Annotated in this window: 18 protein-coding genes; 6 read left to right on the forward strand and 12 right to left on the reverse strand. The window is 70.7% G+C overall.

The genetic code is table 11. The features are described 5' to 3' along the window. Positions 1-10: 10 nt before the first annotated feature. The 5 genes from CH341_RS08745 to CH341_RS08765 form a co-directional block, all read right to left on the reverse strand. Positions 11-1,144 carry an ABC transporter permease gene (locus CH341_RS08745; protein ID WP_111418652.1) on the reverse strand — a complete coding sequence of 378 codons (1,134 nt, stop codon included), beginning with the start codon at positions 1,142-1,144 and terminating at the stop codon, positions 11-13. After that, positions 1,141-2,298, reverse strand: coding sequence for an efflux RND transporter periplasmic adaptor subunit (locus tag CH341_RS08750; protein ID WP_111418653.1), 1,158 nt, complete (start codon positions 2,296-2,298; stop codon positions 1,141-1,143). The genes CH341_RS08745 and CH341_RS08750 overlap by 4 nt, the downstream gene beginning before the upstream one ends. A 14-nt stretch (positions 2,299-2,312) precedes the next feature. Further along, positions 2,313-5,531 (reverse strand): efflux RND transporter permease subunit, encoded by a 3,219-nt coding sequence (locus tag CH341_RS08755; RefSeq protein WP_111418670.1) that lies wholly within the window; start codon positions 5,529-5,531, stop codon positions 2,313-2,315. A gap of 8 nt (positions 5,532-5,539) precedes the next feature. Then, a complete protein-coding gene (locus CH341_RS08760) occupies positions 5,540-6,556 on the reverse strand; it encodes an efflux RND transporter periplasmic adaptor subunit (protein WP_425376159.1) in 1,017 nt (338 codons plus the stop codon). 71 nt (positions 6,557-6,627) lie between these two features. Then, complete coding sequence (locus tag CH341_RS08765; RefSeq protein WP_111418655.1) at positions 6,628-6,996, reverse strand: ArsR/SmtB family transcription factor; 369 nt, start codon at positions 6,994-6,996, stop codon at positions 6,628-6,630. Between the two features lie 84 nt (positions 6,997-7,080). Here CH341_RS08765 and CH341_RS08770 point away from each other — a divergent pair, with 84 nt between their 5' ends. Both CH341_RS08770 and CH341_RS08775 read left to right on the forward strand, forming a co-directional pair. Continuing rightward, on the forward strand, positions 7,081-7,284 hold the full coding sequence (locus CH341_RS08770; RefSeq protein ID WP_111418656.1) for a YgaP family membrane protein: 204 nt from the start codon (positions 7,081-7,083) through the stop codon (positions 7,282-7,284). 40 nt (positions 7,285-7,324) lie between these two features. Next, complete coding sequence (locus CH341_RS08775) at positions 7,325-7,672, forward strand: carboxymuconolactone decarboxylase family protein (RefSeq protein ID WP_111418657.1); 348 nt, start codon at positions 7,325-7,327, stop codon at positions 7,670-7,672. Positions 7,673-7,688: 16 nt separating this feature from the next. Here the strand turns inward: CH341_RS08775 and CH341_RS08780 are convergent, their stop codons facing one another. Both CH341_RS08780 and CH341_RS08785 read right to left on the reverse strand, forming a co-directional pair. Next, on the reverse strand, positions 7,689-8,885 hold the full coding sequence (locus tag CH341_RS08780) for a YbfB/YjiJ family MFS transporter (RefSeq protein ID WP_111418658.1): 1,197 nt from the start codon (positions 8,883-8,885) through the stop codon (positions 7,689-7,691). 104 nt (positions 8,886-8,989) lie between these two features. Then, positions 8,990-9,898 carry a sulfurtransferase gene (locus CH341_RS08785; protein WP_111418659.1) on the reverse strand — a complete coding sequence of 303 codons (909 nt, stop codon included), beginning with the start codon at positions 9,896-9,898 and terminating at the stop codon, positions 8,990-8,992. Between the two features lie 198 nt (positions 9,899-10,096). Here CH341_RS08785 and petA point away from each other — a divergent pair, with 198 nt between their 5' ends. Both petA and CH341_RS08795 read left to right on the forward strand, forming a co-directional pair. Further along, entirely contained in the window at positions 10,097-10,630 is a 534-nt protein-coding gene (gene petA / locus CH341_RS08790) for a ubiquinol-cytochrome c reductase iron-sulfur subunit (protein WP_111418660.1), read from the forward strand. 9 nt (positions 10,631-10,639) lie between these two features. Next, positions 10,640-11,008: a NifB/NifX family molybdenum-iron cluster-binding protein gene (locus tag CH341_RS08795; RefSeq protein WP_111418661.1), complete on the forward strand. Its 369-nt coding sequence runs from the start codon at positions 10,640-10,642 to the stop codon at positions 11,006-11,008. A gap of 114 nt (positions 11,009-11,122) precedes the next feature. On the opposite strand, the gene CH341_RS08800 is transcribed toward CH341_RS08795, so the two are convergent. Together CH341_RS08800 and CH341_RS08805 are read right to left on the reverse strand one after the other, a co-directional pair. Continuing rightward, positions 11,123-11,317: a YgaP family membrane protein gene (locus tag CH341_RS08800; RefSeq protein ID WP_111418671.1), complete on the reverse strand. Its 195-nt coding sequence runs from the start codon at positions 11,315-11,317 to the stop codon at positions 11,123-11,125. Positions 11,318-11,506: 189 nt separating this feature from the next. Continuing rightward, positions 11,507-12,184 (reverse strand): Crp/Fnr family transcriptional regulator, encoded by a 678-nt coding sequence (locus CH341_RS08805; protein ID WP_111418662.1) that lies wholly within the window; start codon positions 12,182-12,184, stop codon positions 11,507-11,509. A gap of 170 nt (positions 12,185-12,354) precedes the next feature. Between CH341_RS08805 and CH341_RS08810 the strand changes: the two genes are divergently transcribed. After that, positions 12,355-12,768 (forward strand): DUF3830 family protein, encoded by a 414-nt coding sequence (locus CH341_RS08810; protein ID WP_111418663.1) that lies wholly within the window; start codon positions 12,355-12,357, stop codon positions 12,766-12,768. Between the two features lie 44 nt (positions 12,769-12,812). After that, entirely contained in the window at positions 12,813-13,964 is a 1,152-nt protein-coding gene (locus tag CH341_RS08815; protein ID WP_170149541.1) for an FAD-dependent oxidoreductase, read from the forward strand. Here the strand turns inward: CH341_RS08815 and CH341_RS08820 are convergent. The 3 genes from CH341_RS08820 to exbB form a co-directional block, all read right to left on the reverse strand. Beyond that, positions 13,924-14,718, reverse strand: coding sequence for an energy transducer TonB family protein (locus CH341_RS08820; protein WP_111418665.1), 795 nt, complete (start codon positions 14,716-14,718; stop codon positions 13,924-13,926). The two genes, CH341_RS08815 and CH341_RS08820, sit on opposite strands and share 41 nt — an antisense overlap. Before the next feature lie 10 nt (positions 14,719-14,728). Continuing rightward, complete coding sequence (gene exbD / locus CH341_RS08825; protein ID WP_111418666.1) at positions 14,729-15,157, reverse strand: TonB system transport protein ExbD; 429 nt, start codon at positions 15,155-15,157, stop codon at positions 14,729-14,731. A gap of 3 nt (positions 15,158-15,160) precedes the next feature. Continuing rightward, on the reverse strand, positions 15,161-15,902 hold a 742-nt coding region (gene exbB / locus CH341_RS08830; RefSeq protein WP_111418672.1), incomplete at its 5' end, for a tonB-system energizer ExbB.

Below are 15,902 nucleotides of genomic sequence, written 5' to 3' on the forward strand. Positions count from 1 at the left end.
GGTGCTGTCCTCACCCGGCCAGCGCCGTCGCCGGATCGACCTTCAGGGCGAGCCGGACGCCGAGCGTGCTGGCGACGAGGCAGACGACCACCACGACGGCGCCGAGCGCCGCGACATCCGGAGCCTCGACCACCACGCGTCGCGGAAAGCCGTCCTTCATCGCCAGGATGAAGGCCACGCCGAAGGTGAAACCGATCGCGCCCATCGCCAGCGCCTGCTGCATGATCAGGCCGACGATGGTCCGGTCCGGCGCGCCGATCAGCTTCAGCGTGGCGATCTCCTTGGTCTTGTCGATGGTCAGCGTGTAGATGATCAGCGCGATGATCACGGTGGAGACGATCAGCAGCAGCGTGGTGAACAGGCCGATCTGCCGCCGCGCCCGCTCGATCACCGAGCGGCTCAGCACCGTCTCCTGCTCCTCCTGGGTGAGAACCGCGAGGTGCTTCCAGCGCCGCACGCCGTCGGCGACGCCGGCGACCGGCACGTCCCGGTTCACCCGCGCCACGATGGCGTTGACGATGTCGCTGGTCGCCTCGCCGCCGCCGCGGGCGAGCTCGCGGCGCGCCGCCGGCGGGGCGAGGTCGAACTGCAGCTTCTGGGAGTCCCGCAGCGTGATGAACACGACCGGGTCGCCGCCGGATGAAACCTGGCCGGCCGTGACGCCGACCACCTGGAACTCGCGCCGCCCGAGCCGCAGCCGGTCGCCGACCCCGAGACCGGTCGATCGGTCCACCACCACCTCGTAGCGGCTCTGGGAGATCGGCCGTCCGTCGACGAGCCGCGTCGGGCCGCCGGGGCGGCCGGGCTCGGAGCCCACCACGTAGAGCCGCAGCTTGCCGGCCGCCGTCTCGGTCTCGACCGACTGGAACGTAAGGGAGCCGGCCTCGGTGACGCCGGCGACACGGGCGACCGCCTCGCGGGTGTCGCCGGGCAGCCGCGAGGCTTCGGCGAACGGTCCTCGCGTGTTGGTCTCGACGATCCAGAGATCGACGCCGGGCGCCCGTGCCATCGTCAGCGACTCGGCGATCAGCCCACGATAGATGCCGAGCATCGAGAGGACGATGGTGAGGAGCAGGCTGAGGCCCACGCAAGTGAGCAGGAAGCGGCCGATATTGTGCCTGATGTCGCGGAGCGCGAGATTCATCCCCGGGCTCCGTTCACGACCGCGGCGCGCCCTTCGCGGAAACCGGCGCCGACCACGGCCGGCACGGCGGCGCCGGCCGGCAAGCCGTCGTGAAGCTCCACCCGGCCGTCGTTGTTGCGATAGCCGAATCGAACCTGCACGCGGGCGAGGCGCCCGTCGCGCACCACCCAGACGAGGCCGGTCTGGCCGTCGAAACGCTCGATCGTCTTCTCGGGGATCATCAAGGCCCGCGGCAGCCGCGCCTTGGTGACGAAGACCTCGGCCTGCTCGCCGAGATGGAAGTCGGCCGGGCAATCCGTGCAGGCGACATAGACGCGGCGTTCCTCGTTCACCCGGTCGCTTTCGAGGCCGACGCGCGCGACCGTGCCGTTGAACGTCGTCTGGGGCAGGGAGCGAAGCCGGATCTCGGCCGGCTGGCCGACCGCGATGGCGCCGGCGCGGGCCTCGTCCACATAGGCCAGGATCCACACCGTCTCCGGCGCGACGAGGGTGAACAACGTCTCGCCGGCGCCGACCACGGCGCCCAGCTCCTTGGCGCGCGAGACCACGAGGGCGTCGAACGGCGCCTTCAGCTCGTGCTGGCCCAGCACTGCGAGGTCCTGGGCGAGCTGGGCGCGGGCGTCGTCGAGCTTGGCCCGCGCGGCGGCGATCTCGCTCTGGGTCACCAGGATGTCGGCGCCGGCGATCGCCTCGTTCGCCTGGGATTCCTCGGCCGCTTCCTGCGACACCGACTGGCGCTCCAGCAGCGATTGTCGCCGCCGGTTGGTCTGCATGCGCTGGCGGTGCGTCGCCTCGGCCTTGCGGGCGGCGGCTTCGGCCACCTGCAGCGCGGCCTCGGCGCTCGCCACCTGGGCCCGTGCCTTGGCGACGCGCGCCTGCTGCTCGGCCGAGTCGATGGTCGCGAGCGTCTGGCCGACCTTGACGAGGTCGCCGTGGTCGGCCTGCAGGGCGTCGAGCGTGCCGGCGACCTTGAAGCCGGTCTTGCTGAGCACCCGCGCCTCCACGGTGCCGAGCCCGAACACCCTGATTGGCAGATCGGTCTCCGGCTGCAGCACCGCCACTGCCACCGGGCTGTTGCGCAACCACAGAACCGCGCCGCCGGCGACGAGGGCCACGGCTGCGAGCACCGCGAGGGCGAGGACGAGACGGCGCATGGTCGGTCTCCGGGTCAGGACGCGGGGCCGACCACATGGTCGGCATCGCGCAGGACGACGTAGATGGCGGGGATCACCAGGACGGTGAGCAGCGTGGAGGAGGCGAGGCCGAACAGGAGCGAGATCGCGAGCCCCTGGAAGATCGGATCGAGCAGAATGGTGGCGGCGCCGATCATGGCGGCGAGCGCGGTGAGCAGGATCGGCTTGAACCGCACGGCGCCGGCTTCGAGCAGCACCTCCCGCAACGTCTTACCACGTCCGCCGCCGTGCCGGATGAAATCCACCAGCAGGATGGAGTTGCGCACGATGATGCCGGCCAGCGCGATGAAGCCGATCATCGAGGTCGCCGTGAAGGCGGCGCCGAGGAGCCAGTGGCCCAGCACGATGCCGATCAAGGTGAGGGGGATCGGCGTCAGGATCACCAGCGGCAGCCGGAAGCTGCCGAACTGGACCACCACGAGGATGTAGATGCCGACCAGCGCGGCGCCGAAGGCCGCCCCCATGTCGCGGAACGTGACATAGGTGATCTCCCACTCGCCGTCCCACAGCAGCGACGGTCGGCTCTCGTCGGCCGGCTGGCCGTGCAGAAGCACGACCGGCTTCGGCAGGCCCGCCCAGTCGTGCGCGTCGATGCGCTTGCCCACGTCGAGCATGCCGTAGATGGGGGCCTCGAAGGCGCCGGCCAGCTCCGCCTGGACCATGTCGGCGAAGCGGCCGTCGCGGCGGAACACCAGCGGCGAGCCGGCCTCTTCGGTGACCCGCACCACGTCGCCGAGCTCGACCCACGCCTTGTTGCCGGGCACCGCGTTGGCCGGGATCGGAGTGGAGGCCAACGCCTCGGACCAGGCGAGCCGCGTCTTCGGCAGCCGCACCGCGATCTCGATCGGGTTGCGGTCCTCGCCGCGATGCGAGTAGCCGACCGTGGTGCCGCCGAGCAGCGCCTGCAGGGCGTCGTAGACGTCGCCCTGCTCGACGCCGAAGAACTCCAGCCGGTCCTGGTCGAGGGCGATGCGCAGCCGCGGCCGCGGCGCGCCGATCGAATCGTCGATGTCGACCACGTAGGGCACCTGCGCGAACAGGCGCTTCATCTCCTGCGCCACGGCGCGGCGGGTGGCGGAATCCGGCCCGTAGATCTCGGCCAGCAGGGTCGCCAGCACGGGCGGGCCGGGCGGCACTTCGTTGACCTTCATGACGGCGCCCTTAGGCAGCATTACCGCCTTCAGCTTCTCGCGCAGGTCCAGTGCGATGGCATGGCTCGGCCGCTTGCGGTCGTGGCGCGGCGCGAGATTGATCTGGACCTCGCCGAGCTCGGGCGACTCGCGGATGTAGGAGTGGCGGACGAGGCCGTTGAAGTTGAACGGGGCGGGGGTGCCGGCATAGGCCTGCAGATCCTGCACCTCCGGGATGGTGCGGGCGACGGCGGCGATCTCGAACAGGGTGCGCTCGGTGTCCTCCAGGCTCGCCCCCTCGATCAGGTCGAGCTGCACGGCGAGCTCGGACTTGTCGTCGAAGGGGAGGAGCTTCACGGTGACGCCGCGGGTCGCGAACAGCCCGCACACCGCGACGGTGGCGAGGCCGACGCTGGCGAGGAAGATCCAGGCGTTGCGGCGGTTCTTCACGACCGGCCTCGCGAAGCGGCGATAGATCCGGCCGAGCCGCCCGCCGTCGTGGCCGTGCGCATGCAGCGGCGCGCCGCTACGCGGCGCCAGCTTCAGCATCAGCCACGGCGCCACCACGACGGCGACGAAGAACGAGAACAACATCGCGGCCGAGGCGTTGATCGGGATCGGCGCCATGTAGGGGCCCATCATGCCCGACACGAACAGCATCGGCAGCAGCGCCGCGATCACGGTCAGCGTCGCGATCACGGTCGGGTTGCCGACCTCGGCCACCGCCTCGACGGCGGCACGTTCGCGGTCGCGCTCGTCGGCCATGCCCCAGTGCCGGGCGATGTTCTCCACCATCACGATGGCGTCGTCGACCAGGATGCCGATCGCGAAGATCAGCGCGAACAGGCTGACCCGGTTGATGGTGTAGCCCATCACCTTGGCGGCGAGGAGCGTGAGCAGGATGGTGGTCGGGATGACGATCAGCGTCACCAGCGCCTCGCGCCAGCCGATCGCGATTGCGATCAGCACGACGATCGATACGGTGGCGAGGCCGAGATGGAAGAACAGCTCGTCGGCCTTCTGGCTCGCCGTGTCGCCGTAGTCGCGCGTCACCGTCACGGTGACGTCGTCCGGGATCAGCGTTCCGCGGGCGCCCTCCAGTCGGGCCAGGAGCGCGGCCGAGACCGTCACGGCGTTGGCGCCGGCCCGCTTGGCGAAGGCGACGCTGACGGCGGGGGTCCGGTGCCAATCCTTGCGGTCCGTGTCCGGGGTGTCCATCCACACCCGCGACTCGCGTGGGCTCGGCCCGATCACCACCGAGGCGAGGTCCCGCACATAGACGGGCCGGTTGTCGCGCGTCGTCACCAGCAGCAGGCCGATGTCCGGCACCCCGGTCAGCGTCTGCCCCGCCGCGACGGTTCGGACCACGCCGCCGTCGCGCACGCTGCCGGCCAGGAAGGAGCGGTTGGCGTTCTTCACCTTGCCGACGAGCTGCGACAGCGTCACGCCGTAGAGCGCGAGCTTCTCCGGATCGGGCTCGACCCGGATCTGCTGCGGATTTCCGCCGGCCATGTAGGTGAGACCGACATCGTCGACCTTCACCAGCTCGGCCCGCAGCTTGTCGGCGAGCTCGTAGAGATCCTTGTCGGTCCAACGGTCGGCGGCTGCGGGCTTCGGCGCCAGCGTCAGCACCAGGATGGCGACGTCGTTGATGCCCCGGCCGACGATCAGCGGCTCTTGGATGCCGGCCGGGATGCGATCGAAATTGGCGCGGATCTTCTCGTGGACGCGCAGGATGGCGTCCTCGGCCTTGGTGCCCACCAGAAAGCGTGCCGTCACCATCACCCGGTCGTCCTGGGTCTGGCTGTAGACGTGCTCGACGCCGTCGATGCTCTTGACGATCGTCTCCAACGGCTTGGTCACCAACTCCACCGCGTCCGGTGCCTTCAGGCCGTCGGCATTGATGCGGATATCGACCATCGGCACGCTGATCTGGGGCTCTTCCTCGCGCGGGATCGTGACGAGGGCGATCAGGCCCGCGACCAGCGCGGCGAGGAGGAAGAGGGGCGTCAGCGGCGAGCGGATGCTGGCGCGCGTGAGGCCTCCCGAGAGGCCGAGCTTCACCGCATCGCTCACGGCGACACCAGGCGGTCGCCGGGCAGCAGCCCGGATAGAATTTCGACCGCGTCCGGCCGCGCCGGCACCTGGATGGTGCGGCCGCGCTGGACCGGGACGTCGATCGTGCCGCCGTCGCGGGCGAGCCGGACATAGTCGATGCCGAACCGCGTCGTGACGAAGCGGGCCGGCACCGTCACGGCGCTCCGCTCGCCGGCCGAGACCCACACGCGGATGCGCTCGCCGACGAAGTAGTCGCCGAGGCCCTCCACCGAGGCGTCGGCGACGACCCGGCCGTCCTCGATCTGCGGATAGATCAGCCGCACCTTGCCGAACATGGCCTCGGTGCGGCCGAGGCTCTCGCCGTCGATCCGCACCGGATCGCCGACCTTCAGAAATCGCGCATGGCGCTCCGGCACCCGCAGCCGCAGCACGAAGTTCGCCTCGGCGATCTGGGCCACGGTCTCGCCCGCCAGGATCACGGTGCCGGGCAGCACCGGCACCTTGAGGACGCGGCCGGCGGTCGGCGCCAGCACGGTGCCTTCGGCGAGCTGCTGCTCGACCACCGAGCGTTCGGCCCGGCGCGACTTGAGGCTGTTGTCGGCGACGTTGAAAGCGGTGCGCACCTCGTCGAGGCGCGAGCGCGCCACCGTGCCCTTGTCGAACAGGCTCTGGGTGCGTTCGAGGTCGATGGTCGCTTGTGCCAGCTGGGCCTGCAGGCCGGCGATCTGAGCGTCGAGCGAGCGTGTCTGCAGCATCAGCTTGTCGTCCCCGACCGTCGCGATCGCTTGGCCCTGCTTCACCTCGTCGCCGTACTTCACCGCGAGCCGCACCACGGTGCCGCCGATGCGGGCGCGGGCCGGCACCACGTTGGCGCTCTCGACGGTCGCGAACACGGCCTTCTCGTCGCGCACCTCGATCGGAGCGACCGTGAATCCGTCGGCGCGGGCCGGCAGAGCGGGCGAAGCGAGCAGGAGCGCAAGCACGAAGGCACGCACCACGGCCTTCTCCTTGTCGCCGAGACGCGACAGCACGGTGGTCCGACCGGTTCGCTTTCGCTTCCGAAGGATGGGCGGATGGGCGGGCCGTGCGGGACCGGTCGTTGTCATCGGGGCGACCTTCTTTCGGGAGAACGCGCCTGGCGCTTCTTCGGCGGCGCCGGGCAGACGGGTACTGGCGTGCAGTAGACCCGATGGAGCGCGGTGAGGAGATCGCGAGCCTCCGGGCTCGCGATCGCGTACCACACGGTCTGGCCGTCGCGGCGGGCCGTCACCAGCCCGTCCTTGCGCAAGAGCGTGAGGTGCTGCGAGGCGTTCGGGATGCGCATGCCGAGCGCCTCGGCGAGCTCGCCGACGGAGCGTTCGCGCTCCAGCAAGGCGCACACCATCATCAGGCGGTGCGGGCTCGCCAGCGCCCGCAGGAGCGTGCACGCTTCGGTCGCCGCGAACAGGGGGTCGATGGCCTGTTGTTTCATAGTTGCGAATATATGCAAAAGACGATATGTAGGCAACAGCCGATTGCGGTCGGCGTCGCGCAACCGAGATCAGGAGTTCACCGGATGACCATCGATCGCGCCGTTCTGGCCTTCGCCGGAGCCATGGTCCTCGTCAGCGCCGCGCTCGCGGCCTTCGTCAGCCCGTGGTGGCTGCTGCTCACCGCTTTTGTCGGGGCCAACATGCTGCAGGCGGCCTTCTCGGGATTCTGCCCGGCCGCTATCGTCCTGCGCAAAGTGGGCATCCGGCCGGGCTGCGCCTTCGACTGAGCCCCCGACGAACCGAACCAGAAGAACCAGGAGACGAACCGTGAAGACCAACTGGCCCGAACTGATGAAGGAGCTGGGCGTCAGCCTGAAGGATCTGCGCGGCGGGGCGCCCGACGTGATGAAGGGCTTCTCGGCGATGGCGCAGGCGGCGCTCGCTCCCAAGGCGCTCGACACCAAGACCAAGGAGCTGATCGCGCTGGCCATCGGTGTGGCCATCCGCTGCGACGACTGCATCGCCTTCCACGTCAAGGCGGCGATCGAGCAGGGCGCCACCAAGGACGAGCTGATGGAGACACTCGGCATGGCCGTCTACATGGGCGCCGGCCCGAGCGTCATGTACGCGTCGCACGCGGTCGAGGCCTACGGGCAGATCGCGCCGAAGACCTGACGCCACGCTTGGCCGGTCAGCCGGCGTTCCGCCGGCGCGACCGTGCGTCGAGGAGCGCACCGACACGGTCCAGCGCGAGGGCGGTCACGAAGGCCGCGGTTCCGAAGCCGAACAGGACCAGGTGATCGCCGGTGCGGGCGAAGACGATCGAGAGAAGCCAGGCGCCGGCCGCCTGGCCGAGCGAGAAGACGATGGTTCCCCGGCTCCAGGCGATCTGCTGGCGTACTGGATCGTGGAACAGCTCGCGCAGGCGGCCCAGCACCAGGGGCGCCGAGCCCGGCACATAGGCGCCGACCACGATGCTGGTGACGGCGAGCGCGAGCGGTCCGGTCGAGACCAGCAGCACGCCGATCGCGGCGATCTGCAATGTCAGCGCGAAGGCGAGCGCATTGCCGAAGCCGACGCGGTCGGCCAGCAGCCCGAAGATCGCCGGCCCGACCGTCGCGCTCACCCCGAACACGGCCCACCACGTGGATCCCGCGGCGATACCGGCCCCGAGTCCACGGGCGATGAAGTCGACCAGGAACACCATGTGGGGCACCAGGCCGGCGGCGATCACGCCGTAGACGACCAGCAGGATCGTAGCCGCGGGCGGCCACGGTCGGCCCGAGGCCGCCGCGACGTGCTCGCGCGACGGCGGCACGTCGTCCGGCCAGCCGCGCCACGTCGCGACCGTGACGGCGGCGCCCAAAATCCCGATCGCCGCCCAGGCTGTGCCGACGCCGAAGCGGAGCAGCTGCGGCACCATCAGCCCCGAGATCGCGATGCCGAGCCCGACACCGGCGAAGATCACGCCGCCGGCGAGCCCGCGCCGCGCCGCCGGCACGACCCGCAGAGCCGCGGGTGCGGCGATCACCATCAGGGCGCCGCCGGTGAGGCCCGAGACGAATCGCCAGCCGACGAACCAGGCGAAGGGCAGGGGCACGGCGCAGGCGACGAACGTGAGCGCCGTGATCAACATCAGGATCGGGGCGGTGCGGGACGCGCGTGGCGCCAGGCGGCGACCGCCGATCGCCCCGAGCAGGTAGCCGCCGAGATTCGCCGCACCCAGATAGGCCGCTTCGTCCGGGCCGAACCAGCCCGCGGCGATGACGGCCGGGAGCAGCGGCGTGTAGGCGAAGCGGGCGAGGCCGATGCCGACGAACATGGCGGCGAGCGCCGCCATGACGGCCGGCCGGTCGCGTGGCGGCGACGGGCTGCTGGGGTGATCCATGATGTCTCCGGGCGGCGGGGCCCGGAGTTTAGGGGAGTCGCGCCCGGAAAGACACGGTGTCTCGACTCGGTCCTCCGGGAGAGGCTGGCGCGGGATGCGGACCCTCAGGGCCGCGCGGGGCGACCCGGTCCGGTCTCGACCGGCGTGTCGGGGCGCGAGGCCCACCCGGCCCAGGACGGCTTGTACAAGCGCACCTTGGTGAAGCCGAGCTCCTTCAGGACCCCGAACGTCTCGGAGGCGCGGCCGCCGGTCTGGCAATAGACGATCGTCTCCTTGCCCGGATCGAGCCCCGCATAGAGCGGGCGGAGCTCCGCCAGCGACTTCAGCGCCATGCCGCGCGTGTCGTTCACGAGCCGGCGGGCGAGCTTGAGATTGGTCTCGGGATCGGTCCAGTTCGACTCGTAGGGAATGTTGACGGCCCCGGGCACATGCCCGCCGCGGGGGGCGCGCACGTCGCGACCCGCATACTCGGCCGGCGTCCGAGCGTCGACGATCTGCACGTCCGGCTTGCCCAGACGGGCCAGAAGCTCGTCGGTCGTGATCGTCATGCGCGGATCGGGTGCGAGCCGCACGGCGGCCGGAACGCGGCGCCCGTCGCCGGTCTCGATCGGGCGGCCGGACTCGTGCCAGCCCTCGATGCCGTCGTGGAACACCACGACCTTGCGAGCGCCGAGATACTGCGCGGCGGCGAACGCCGCATAGGCGACGGGACTGCCGCGATTCGCATAGACGACGATCTCGCGGGACAGATCGAGGCCGGCCTCGCCGAAGGCCTTCTCGACGCGCACCAGCTCGTCGAACTCGCGAATGGTCGGCAGCCGCAGCGCGCGTTCGGCCTCGGCCACCGTGATCGCGCCGGGGAGATGCGCCTGACGGTACGAGGTCGCGTCGCGCGCATCCCACACGACGGCGCCGCGCGACATCGCGTCCGCCACCCGGGAGGCATCGACGATGATATCGGCAAAGGAGACGGAAGGCAGGAGCAGGAAGCCGAGCAGCGCAACGAGCCGCATGACGTGCACGAGGAGTCCCCCTCTGGTGAGGCGCGCGGCGCACCGTGGTCCCGTGCGACGGGCCGCGTCGTTGATCCAGATCAGCTTCCTGAGCCGCGTCTGCTCGAATGGTGCATAACAGGCAGTTGCGGTTGACGAAACATATTCATGTAACTATATAACTTCCAGTATTGTCCTCGTTCGCTTCGAGGTTTGCCAATGGCCGTTATTGCCGAGAAAACTTCCAGTCGTCGAGACTTCCTCTATCTCGCCACCGGCGCTGTCGGAGCCGCTGGAGTCGGGGCTGCCGTTTGGCCGCTCCTCGACCAGATGAATCCCGACCGTTCGACCATCGCGTCGGGCGTGCCGATCGAGGTCAATCTCGCGCCGATCGCGGAAGGCCAGATCATCAGCATCTTCTGGCGCGGCAAGCCGATCTTCATCCGCCATCGCACCGCGCAGGAGATCGCGGCCGAGGAGGCGACCAGACTTTCGGATCTGATGGATCCGCAGGCCGACGCCGACCGCGTCAAGGCCGGCAAGGCGCAGTGGCTCGTCGTCTATGCGAGCTGTACGCATCTCGGCTGCATCCCGCTCGGCAAGCAGGGCGACTGGGGCGGCTGGTTCTGCCCCTGCCACGGCTCGCAATACGATGCCTCCGGCCGGGTGCGGCACGGTCCGGCCGAGCTCAATCTGCCGATCCCTCCCTATGCGTTCGTGGACGACAAGACCATCCGGATCGGCGAAGCGTGAGGTGAAGCGATGCGAGTCGCAGTCGCGAGCGACGATTTCCTGAACGTCACCGGCCACGCCGGCAAGGCCGTGCGGTTCCTGGTGTACGAGGCGGAGGCGAACGTGCCGCCGCGCGAGGTGGGCAGGCTCGATCTCGCCGCCGATCTCACGATCCACGAGTTCCGCTGCGACGGGCCGCATCCGCTATTCGGGATGCGGGCCGTGATCGCCGGCAGCGCCGGTGCGGGCTTCGTCCGCCGCCTTGCGGAGCACGGCGTCGAGACCGCCATCACGGCGGAGCGCGATCCGGCCACGGCGGTCTCGCACTGGGCGGCCGGGACGCTCGCGCCACCCGGTCCTCACGATCACGAGGGCGGTTGCGGCTGCAATTGCGGGTGAACGACGATCACTCCGCGATGTGATGTCCGATAAACGCAGAACGCCGGGCGGAGAATGATCCGCCCGGCGTTCGTCTGTTTGCGTCGACGCTTGCGCGTCGCGGAACTTGTCCGGTCAGTTCTTCGCGACCGGGCAGGTGTTGATGCCGAAGATCGTGTAGGCCGGGCAGGAACCAATGGCGGCGGTGAGCAGCGGCACGACGCCGATCCAGGCCCATGTGGGCCCGCCGCCTTTCAGCGCCCAGTAGACCAGGCCGATGCCGACCACGGCGCGGACCAGGCGATCCATCATCCCCATATTCTTGGTCATGTTCATATCAAGTCCCTCGCTCGGAAAAGTCGTTACGTATGAAGCGGAGACGTAAGCGACGAAGCGCGTTTCGTCTGTGACGAAATCACCGAAACGGCGGCCGACGAAGCCACCGCGGGGTGGTCCGACGGAGGGAGTGTAGTCCTCCGGACAGGCGCCGTCGCGACAATTCGGGGGCGACACCGACGCTCACGCGCCCGAGGAGCCGGAGGCCTCGCGCAGGGAAGCCGCGTTCTTGACCTCGATGCGATTGCGCGCGAGCGACACCCACCCGCGCCGCTCGAAGCTCTTCAGGTGGCGGCTGACCACCTCGCGAGCGCTGCCGATCTCGGCCGCGAGTTGCTGATGCGTGATCGACAATGCGCGTGTGTCGGCTGCGAGTGTCAGCAGCCGCGCGGCGAGGCGGGACTCGATCGACTCGAAGGCGACGCTCCGGATCACCCGCATCAGATCGACCATCCGTTCCGCATGGGCCGCGAACACGAAGCTGCGGAAGCGCGGCGAGCGGCCGAGCAGGTCGTCGAAGCTGCGGCCGGGCAGGGCCGCCGCGTCGACGGGCGTCTCGGTCACGGCGAAGGCGCCGTAACGGTCCCCCGCCAGCAGAGCCAAGGTGGTGAGAATGCAGATGCTGCCCGGGCCGAGCCGGTAGAGGACGATCTCGCGGCCGTCCTGGTCGAGCTGGTAGACCCGGACCTGGCCGCTCCGCACGAACAGGAACGAGCCGCACGCCTGGTGCGGCTCGAACACGGTCGTGCCAGCCGGAAGCGCCATGGGAACGGTGCGCTCGGCGAGCAGCCCGCGTTCGGCCTCCGGCAGCATCGCGAGGGCGGGAAACCGCGCCCGCCAGGTGTCGTCGCGTCGCGTCATGGCCCGGTCACGCCCTCCCGTCGCGGCTGGCCGCCGCTGGCCGGAATGGCCGACGATCCGGCCCGGCGGCACCCCGGGGCTGGAATCCGGTCCGCATGTCCGCTACCAAGCGGGGTCGCGCGGCACCGCTCCGCGACATTCCGCAGCCCGCCAGACACCGAGCTATCCTCATGAGCGACCTGAAGATCACCGCCGGCCCGTTCACGTTCGACGCCCGGTTCGAGCGCGCCGCTGCGCCGAAGACCTGCGCCGCCTTCATGCAGCGCCTGCCCTATGTCGGCAAGGTGGTGCATGTCCGCTGGAGCGGCGAAGGCGTCTGGATCCCGCTCGGCGACTACAGCTTCGGGGTCGACTACGAGAACCATACGAGCTTTCCGGCGCCGGGCCAGATCATCCTTTATCCGGGCGGCCTCAGCGAGACCGAGATCCTGCTGGCTTATGGCGGCGTGCGCTTCGCCAGCAAGGTCGGTCAGCTGGCGGGCAACCACTTCATCACGCTGACCTCCGGCCTCGACAAGCTGCCCGAGCTCGGACGTCTCGCGCTGTGGGAAGGCGCCCAGTCGATCCGCTTCGAGGCGGCCTGACGCGAGGCATCGCGCGCGCCGGCCGGAGTGCTATGCTGCCGGCCATGCGCCGCGATGCTCGAGAGCCGCTCGACCTCGTGCTGGTCGGCGGCGGCCACGCCCATGTCCATGTGCTCCGTGCCTTCGCGGCACGGCCGGAACCGGGCGTGCGTCTCACGCTGGTGAGCCGGGATCTGTCGACGCCCTATTCGGGCATGCTGCCCGGCGTCGTTGCCGGGCATTATTCGCCCGACCAGGCGCATATCGATCTCGCCCCGCTGGCGGCGGCCGCCGGCGCCCGGCTGGTGCACGACAGCGTCGTCGGGCTCGACCGGGCCGGCCTGCGCCTCGCGCTCGCCGCCGGTGCGCCGCTCTCCTATGGCCTCGTTTCCATCGACGTCGGCATCTGTCCGGACCTCGGCGCGATCGCCGGGGCGGCCCAGCACGGCATCCCGGTCAAGCCCGTCGGCCGGCTGCTGCCGCGGCTCGAAGCCCTGCGCGCGCGCTGCCGCGAGGAGGGTGGTCCGCGAAAGATCGTCGTGGTCGGCGGCGGGGCCGGCGGGGTCGAGCTCGTGCTGGCGCTGCGCGCGCGTCTTCTCGGCGACGCCGCGGCCGCGGGACGCGACCCTCTGCGGCTCGGCTTCGCCCTGGTGACCGCCGAGACCGTACTGGCGACACACAATCCCAGGGTCCGCGCGGCGTGCCGGCGCATCCTGGCCGAGCGCGGCATCGTGCTCTACGAGCACTGGCGAGTCGCTGCCCTGACTGACAACGCGATCATCGCCGACACGGAGGATCGCATTCCGGCCGATGCCGTCCTTCTCACCACCCACGCCGCGGCGCCGCGCTGGCTGCGGCAGAGCGGGCTGTCCTGCGACGCCGGCGGCTTCGTCGCGGTCGCGCCCACCCTGCAGTCGGTCTACGATCCGCACGTCTTCGCGGCCGGCGACTGCGCTGCCCTGGTGGAGACTCCGCGGGAAAAAGCCGGCGTCTTCGCGGTGCGAGCCGGGCCGCCGCTCGCCGCCAATCTGCGGGCGAAGGCGCGCGGCGAGCCGCTGCGGCCCTGGCATCCGCAGCAGCGCCATCTCGCCTTGATCACCACCGGCGAACGCTACGCCGTCGCCTCGCGCGGCCCCTTCAAGGCGGAGGGGCCTTGGCTGTGGGTGCTGAAGGACATCATCGACCGCCGCTGGATGCGCCGGTTCCAGATGTCGTGAAGCGGATCGGCACTACGAAGGACAGGGCCGTCCCCGACAGCTCCGTCGGCGGGACGGGCAGCGGCGAGGCCCGGTCGAGCAGCGCCAGCGCTTCGGCGTCCAAGGCCTCCGAGCCCGAGCTCGTCGCGATCGAGCGGTGCAGCACGCGGCCGTCGCGGTCGATCGTGAAGGCGACCCGGGCGATGCCGGTGCGACCGCGCGCGGCGGCGGGGTAGCGCTTGTGACGATGGAGCTGCGCCAGAAGCCGGGTCTGCCAGCGCGCCATGGTCGCGGGCGGAACCTGCGGGACGGCGCCGGGCGCGGCGGTCGCCGGGCGGGGAGCGGGGGCGGCGGCGCTCGGCGGGGCGGTGGCCACGGGCGGCGGCTCGACGGGCGCCTCGTCTGGAGGCGGCGGGGGCGGCGTATCCACCGCGGCCGGCAGCGTGACACGTGGCTCGACCGGTGGTGGGGGCTCGGGATCCTTGATCGCGTCCTCGGTCGGCTCCGGTGGCGGTGGCGTCTCGACCGGCGGAGCCTCGTGCTCGGGCTCGGTCGTCGGGCCCGGCGCGAGATCGCTCGCCGCGGTTTCGGGCGCGGCCGAGACCGCGGCGAGCTCGATCGTGACGACCGGAACGCCGCCGTCCTGGTCCAGATCCTCGGAATCCGGAAGAAGGGCGGCGGCGCCCGCGAGATGAACCGACACCACCAGGGCGGCACAGCCGGTCCAGCGGAGCAGGGGGGCGTGCCGTGCCGTCCAGGTCTCTCGCGCGGTCATGGCGACTGGGTCACGGCGACGGGGGTGTCGCTTCGAGGCCGACCAGCGCCAGCTCGAGATAGCCGGCGCTGCGCAGCCGGTTCATCACCTGCATCAGGTCGCCCCAGGGCACCGCCTTGTCGGCCCTCAGAAAGACCCGGAGCTTGCGGTCGCCGCCGGAGGCCTCGTCGAGGGCGCCGCCCAGCGAATCCGGAGCGACCGGCATTTCGCCGAGCGCCAGGGTCAGATCGCGCCGCACGGTGAGGAACAGCGGCTTGGGCGGGCGCGGCTGCGGCTGCGCATTGGCGACCGGGAGGTCGACCGAGATGTCGACCGTGGCGAGCGGCGCCGCCACCATGAACACGATCAGCAGCACCAGGATCACGTCGATGAACGGGGTGACGTTGATCTCGTGGATCTCGGCGAGATCGTCCTCGCCGTGGTCGAGCCGGACGCTCATGCGCTACTCCGCCGCGTTGAGGCCACGGGCGCGCAGGAGCGGCTCGGACCGGCGTGCCGCGGCGCGGTCGAGGTCGCGCGAGACGATCCGCTGCACCTCGGCGGAGGCGTCGCCGCATTGGGCCCGGTACGACGCGATCAGGCGCGAGCAGGCGTTGTAGAGGACGACGGCCGGGATGGCCGCGACGAGCCCGAAGGCGGTGGCGAGCAGCGCCTCGGCGATCCCGGGTGCGACCACGGCGAGGTTCGTCGTATGCAGCCGGGCGATCCCGACGAAGCTGTTCATGATGCCCCACACGGTGCCGAACAGCCCGACGAAGGGGGCGATGGCGCCGACCGTCGCGAGCACGCTGGTGCCGCGGGTCGCCGCGCGTCCGGCCTGCCCCTCGATGTGGGCGAGCCGGGACTCGACGCGCTCCTTGATGCCGGCCCGGTCGACGGTGTCGGCCGACATCGCGAGCTCGGTCGCGGCCGCCCGCACGAGGCGTCGCGCCAGCGCCGAAGGCGCCGCCGCCGCTTCCGCCGCGACGAGACTTTCGGCCGTGCCGAGGCGCGCCAGCGCGGTGCGCAGCCGCCGCCTGGCGCCGGCGAGCTCGATGGCCTTGGCGAGCGCCACCGTCCAAGTCGCTATCGAGGCGAGCACCAGCGACAGCATCACGGATTTCACCACCGCATCGGCGGAGGCGACCATCCCGGCCACCGAGAGATCTTTCGGCATCGTCGCGATGGCTGCACCGCCCGCCTCG

Source organism: Rhodoplanes roseus (genome assembly GCF_003258865.1).
Classification (GTDB): Bacteria; Pseudomonadota; Alphaproteobacteria; order Rhizobiales; family Xanthobacteraceae; genus Rhodoplanes; species Rhodoplanes roseus.

What these genes read in the sequence shown, in the direction of transcription:
- CH341_RS08745 (WP_111418652.1), bottom strand. Translation starts at nt 1,144, where the DNA reads ATGAATCTCGCGCTCCGCGACATCAGGCACAATATCGGCCGCTTCCTG.
- CH341_RS08815 (WP_170149541.1), top strand. Translation starts at nt 12,813, where the DNA reads ATGCGCCGCGATGCTCGAGAGCCGCTCGACCTCGTGCTGGTCGGCGGC.
- CH341_RS08750 (WP_111418653.1), bottom strand. Translation starts at nt 2,298, where the DNA reads ATGCGCCGTCTCGTCCTCGCCCTCGCGGTGCTCGCAGCCGTGGCCCTC.
- CH341_RS08765 (WP_111418655.1), bottom strand. Translation starts at nt 6,996, where the DNA reads ATGAAACAACAGGCCATCGACCCCCTGTTCGCGGCGACCGAAGCGTGC.
- CH341_RS08810 (WP_111418663.1), top strand. Translation starts at nt 12,355, where the DNA reads ATGAGCGACCTGAAGATCACCGCCGGCCCGTTCACGTTCGACGCCCGG.
- CH341_RS08805 (WP_111418662.1), bottom strand. Translation starts at nt 12,184, where the DNA reads ATGACGCGACGCGACGACACCTGGCGGGCGCGGTTTCCCGCCCTCGCG.
- CH341_RS08770 (WP_111418656.1), top strand. Translation starts at nt 7,081, where the DNA reads ATGACCATCGATCGCGCCGTTCTGGCCTTCGCCGGAGCCATGGTCCTC.
- CH341_RS08785 (WP_111418659.1), bottom strand. Translation starts at nt 9,898, where the DNA reads ATGCGGCTCGTTGCGCTGCTCGGCTTCCTGCTCCTGCCTTCCGTCTCC.
- petA (WP_111418660.1), top strand. Translation starts at nt 10,097, where the DNA reads ATGGCCGTTATTGCCGAGAAAACTTCCAGTCGTCGAGACTTCCTCTAT.
- exbD (WP_111418666.1), bottom strand. Translation starts at nt 15,157, where the DNA reads ATGAGCGTCCGGCTCGACCACGGCGAGGACGATCTCGCCGAGATCCAC.
- CH341_RS08820 (WP_111418665.1), bottom strand. Translation starts at nt 14,718, where the DNA reads ATGACCGCGCGAGAGACCTGGACGGCACGGCACGCCCCCCTGCTCCGC.
- CH341_RS08795 (WP_111418661.1), top strand. Translation starts at nt 10,640, where the DNA reads ATGCGAGTCGCAGTCGCGAGCGACGATTTCCTGAACGTCACCGGCCAC.
- CH341_RS08780 (WP_111418658.1), bottom strand. Translation starts at nt 8,885, where the DNA reads ATGGATCACCCCAGCAGCCCGTCGCCGCCACGCGACCGGCCGGCCGTC.
- CH341_RS08800 (WP_111418671.1), bottom strand. Translation starts at nt 11,317, where the DNA reads ATGACCAAGAATATGGGGATGATGGATCGCCTGGTCCGCGCCGTGGTC.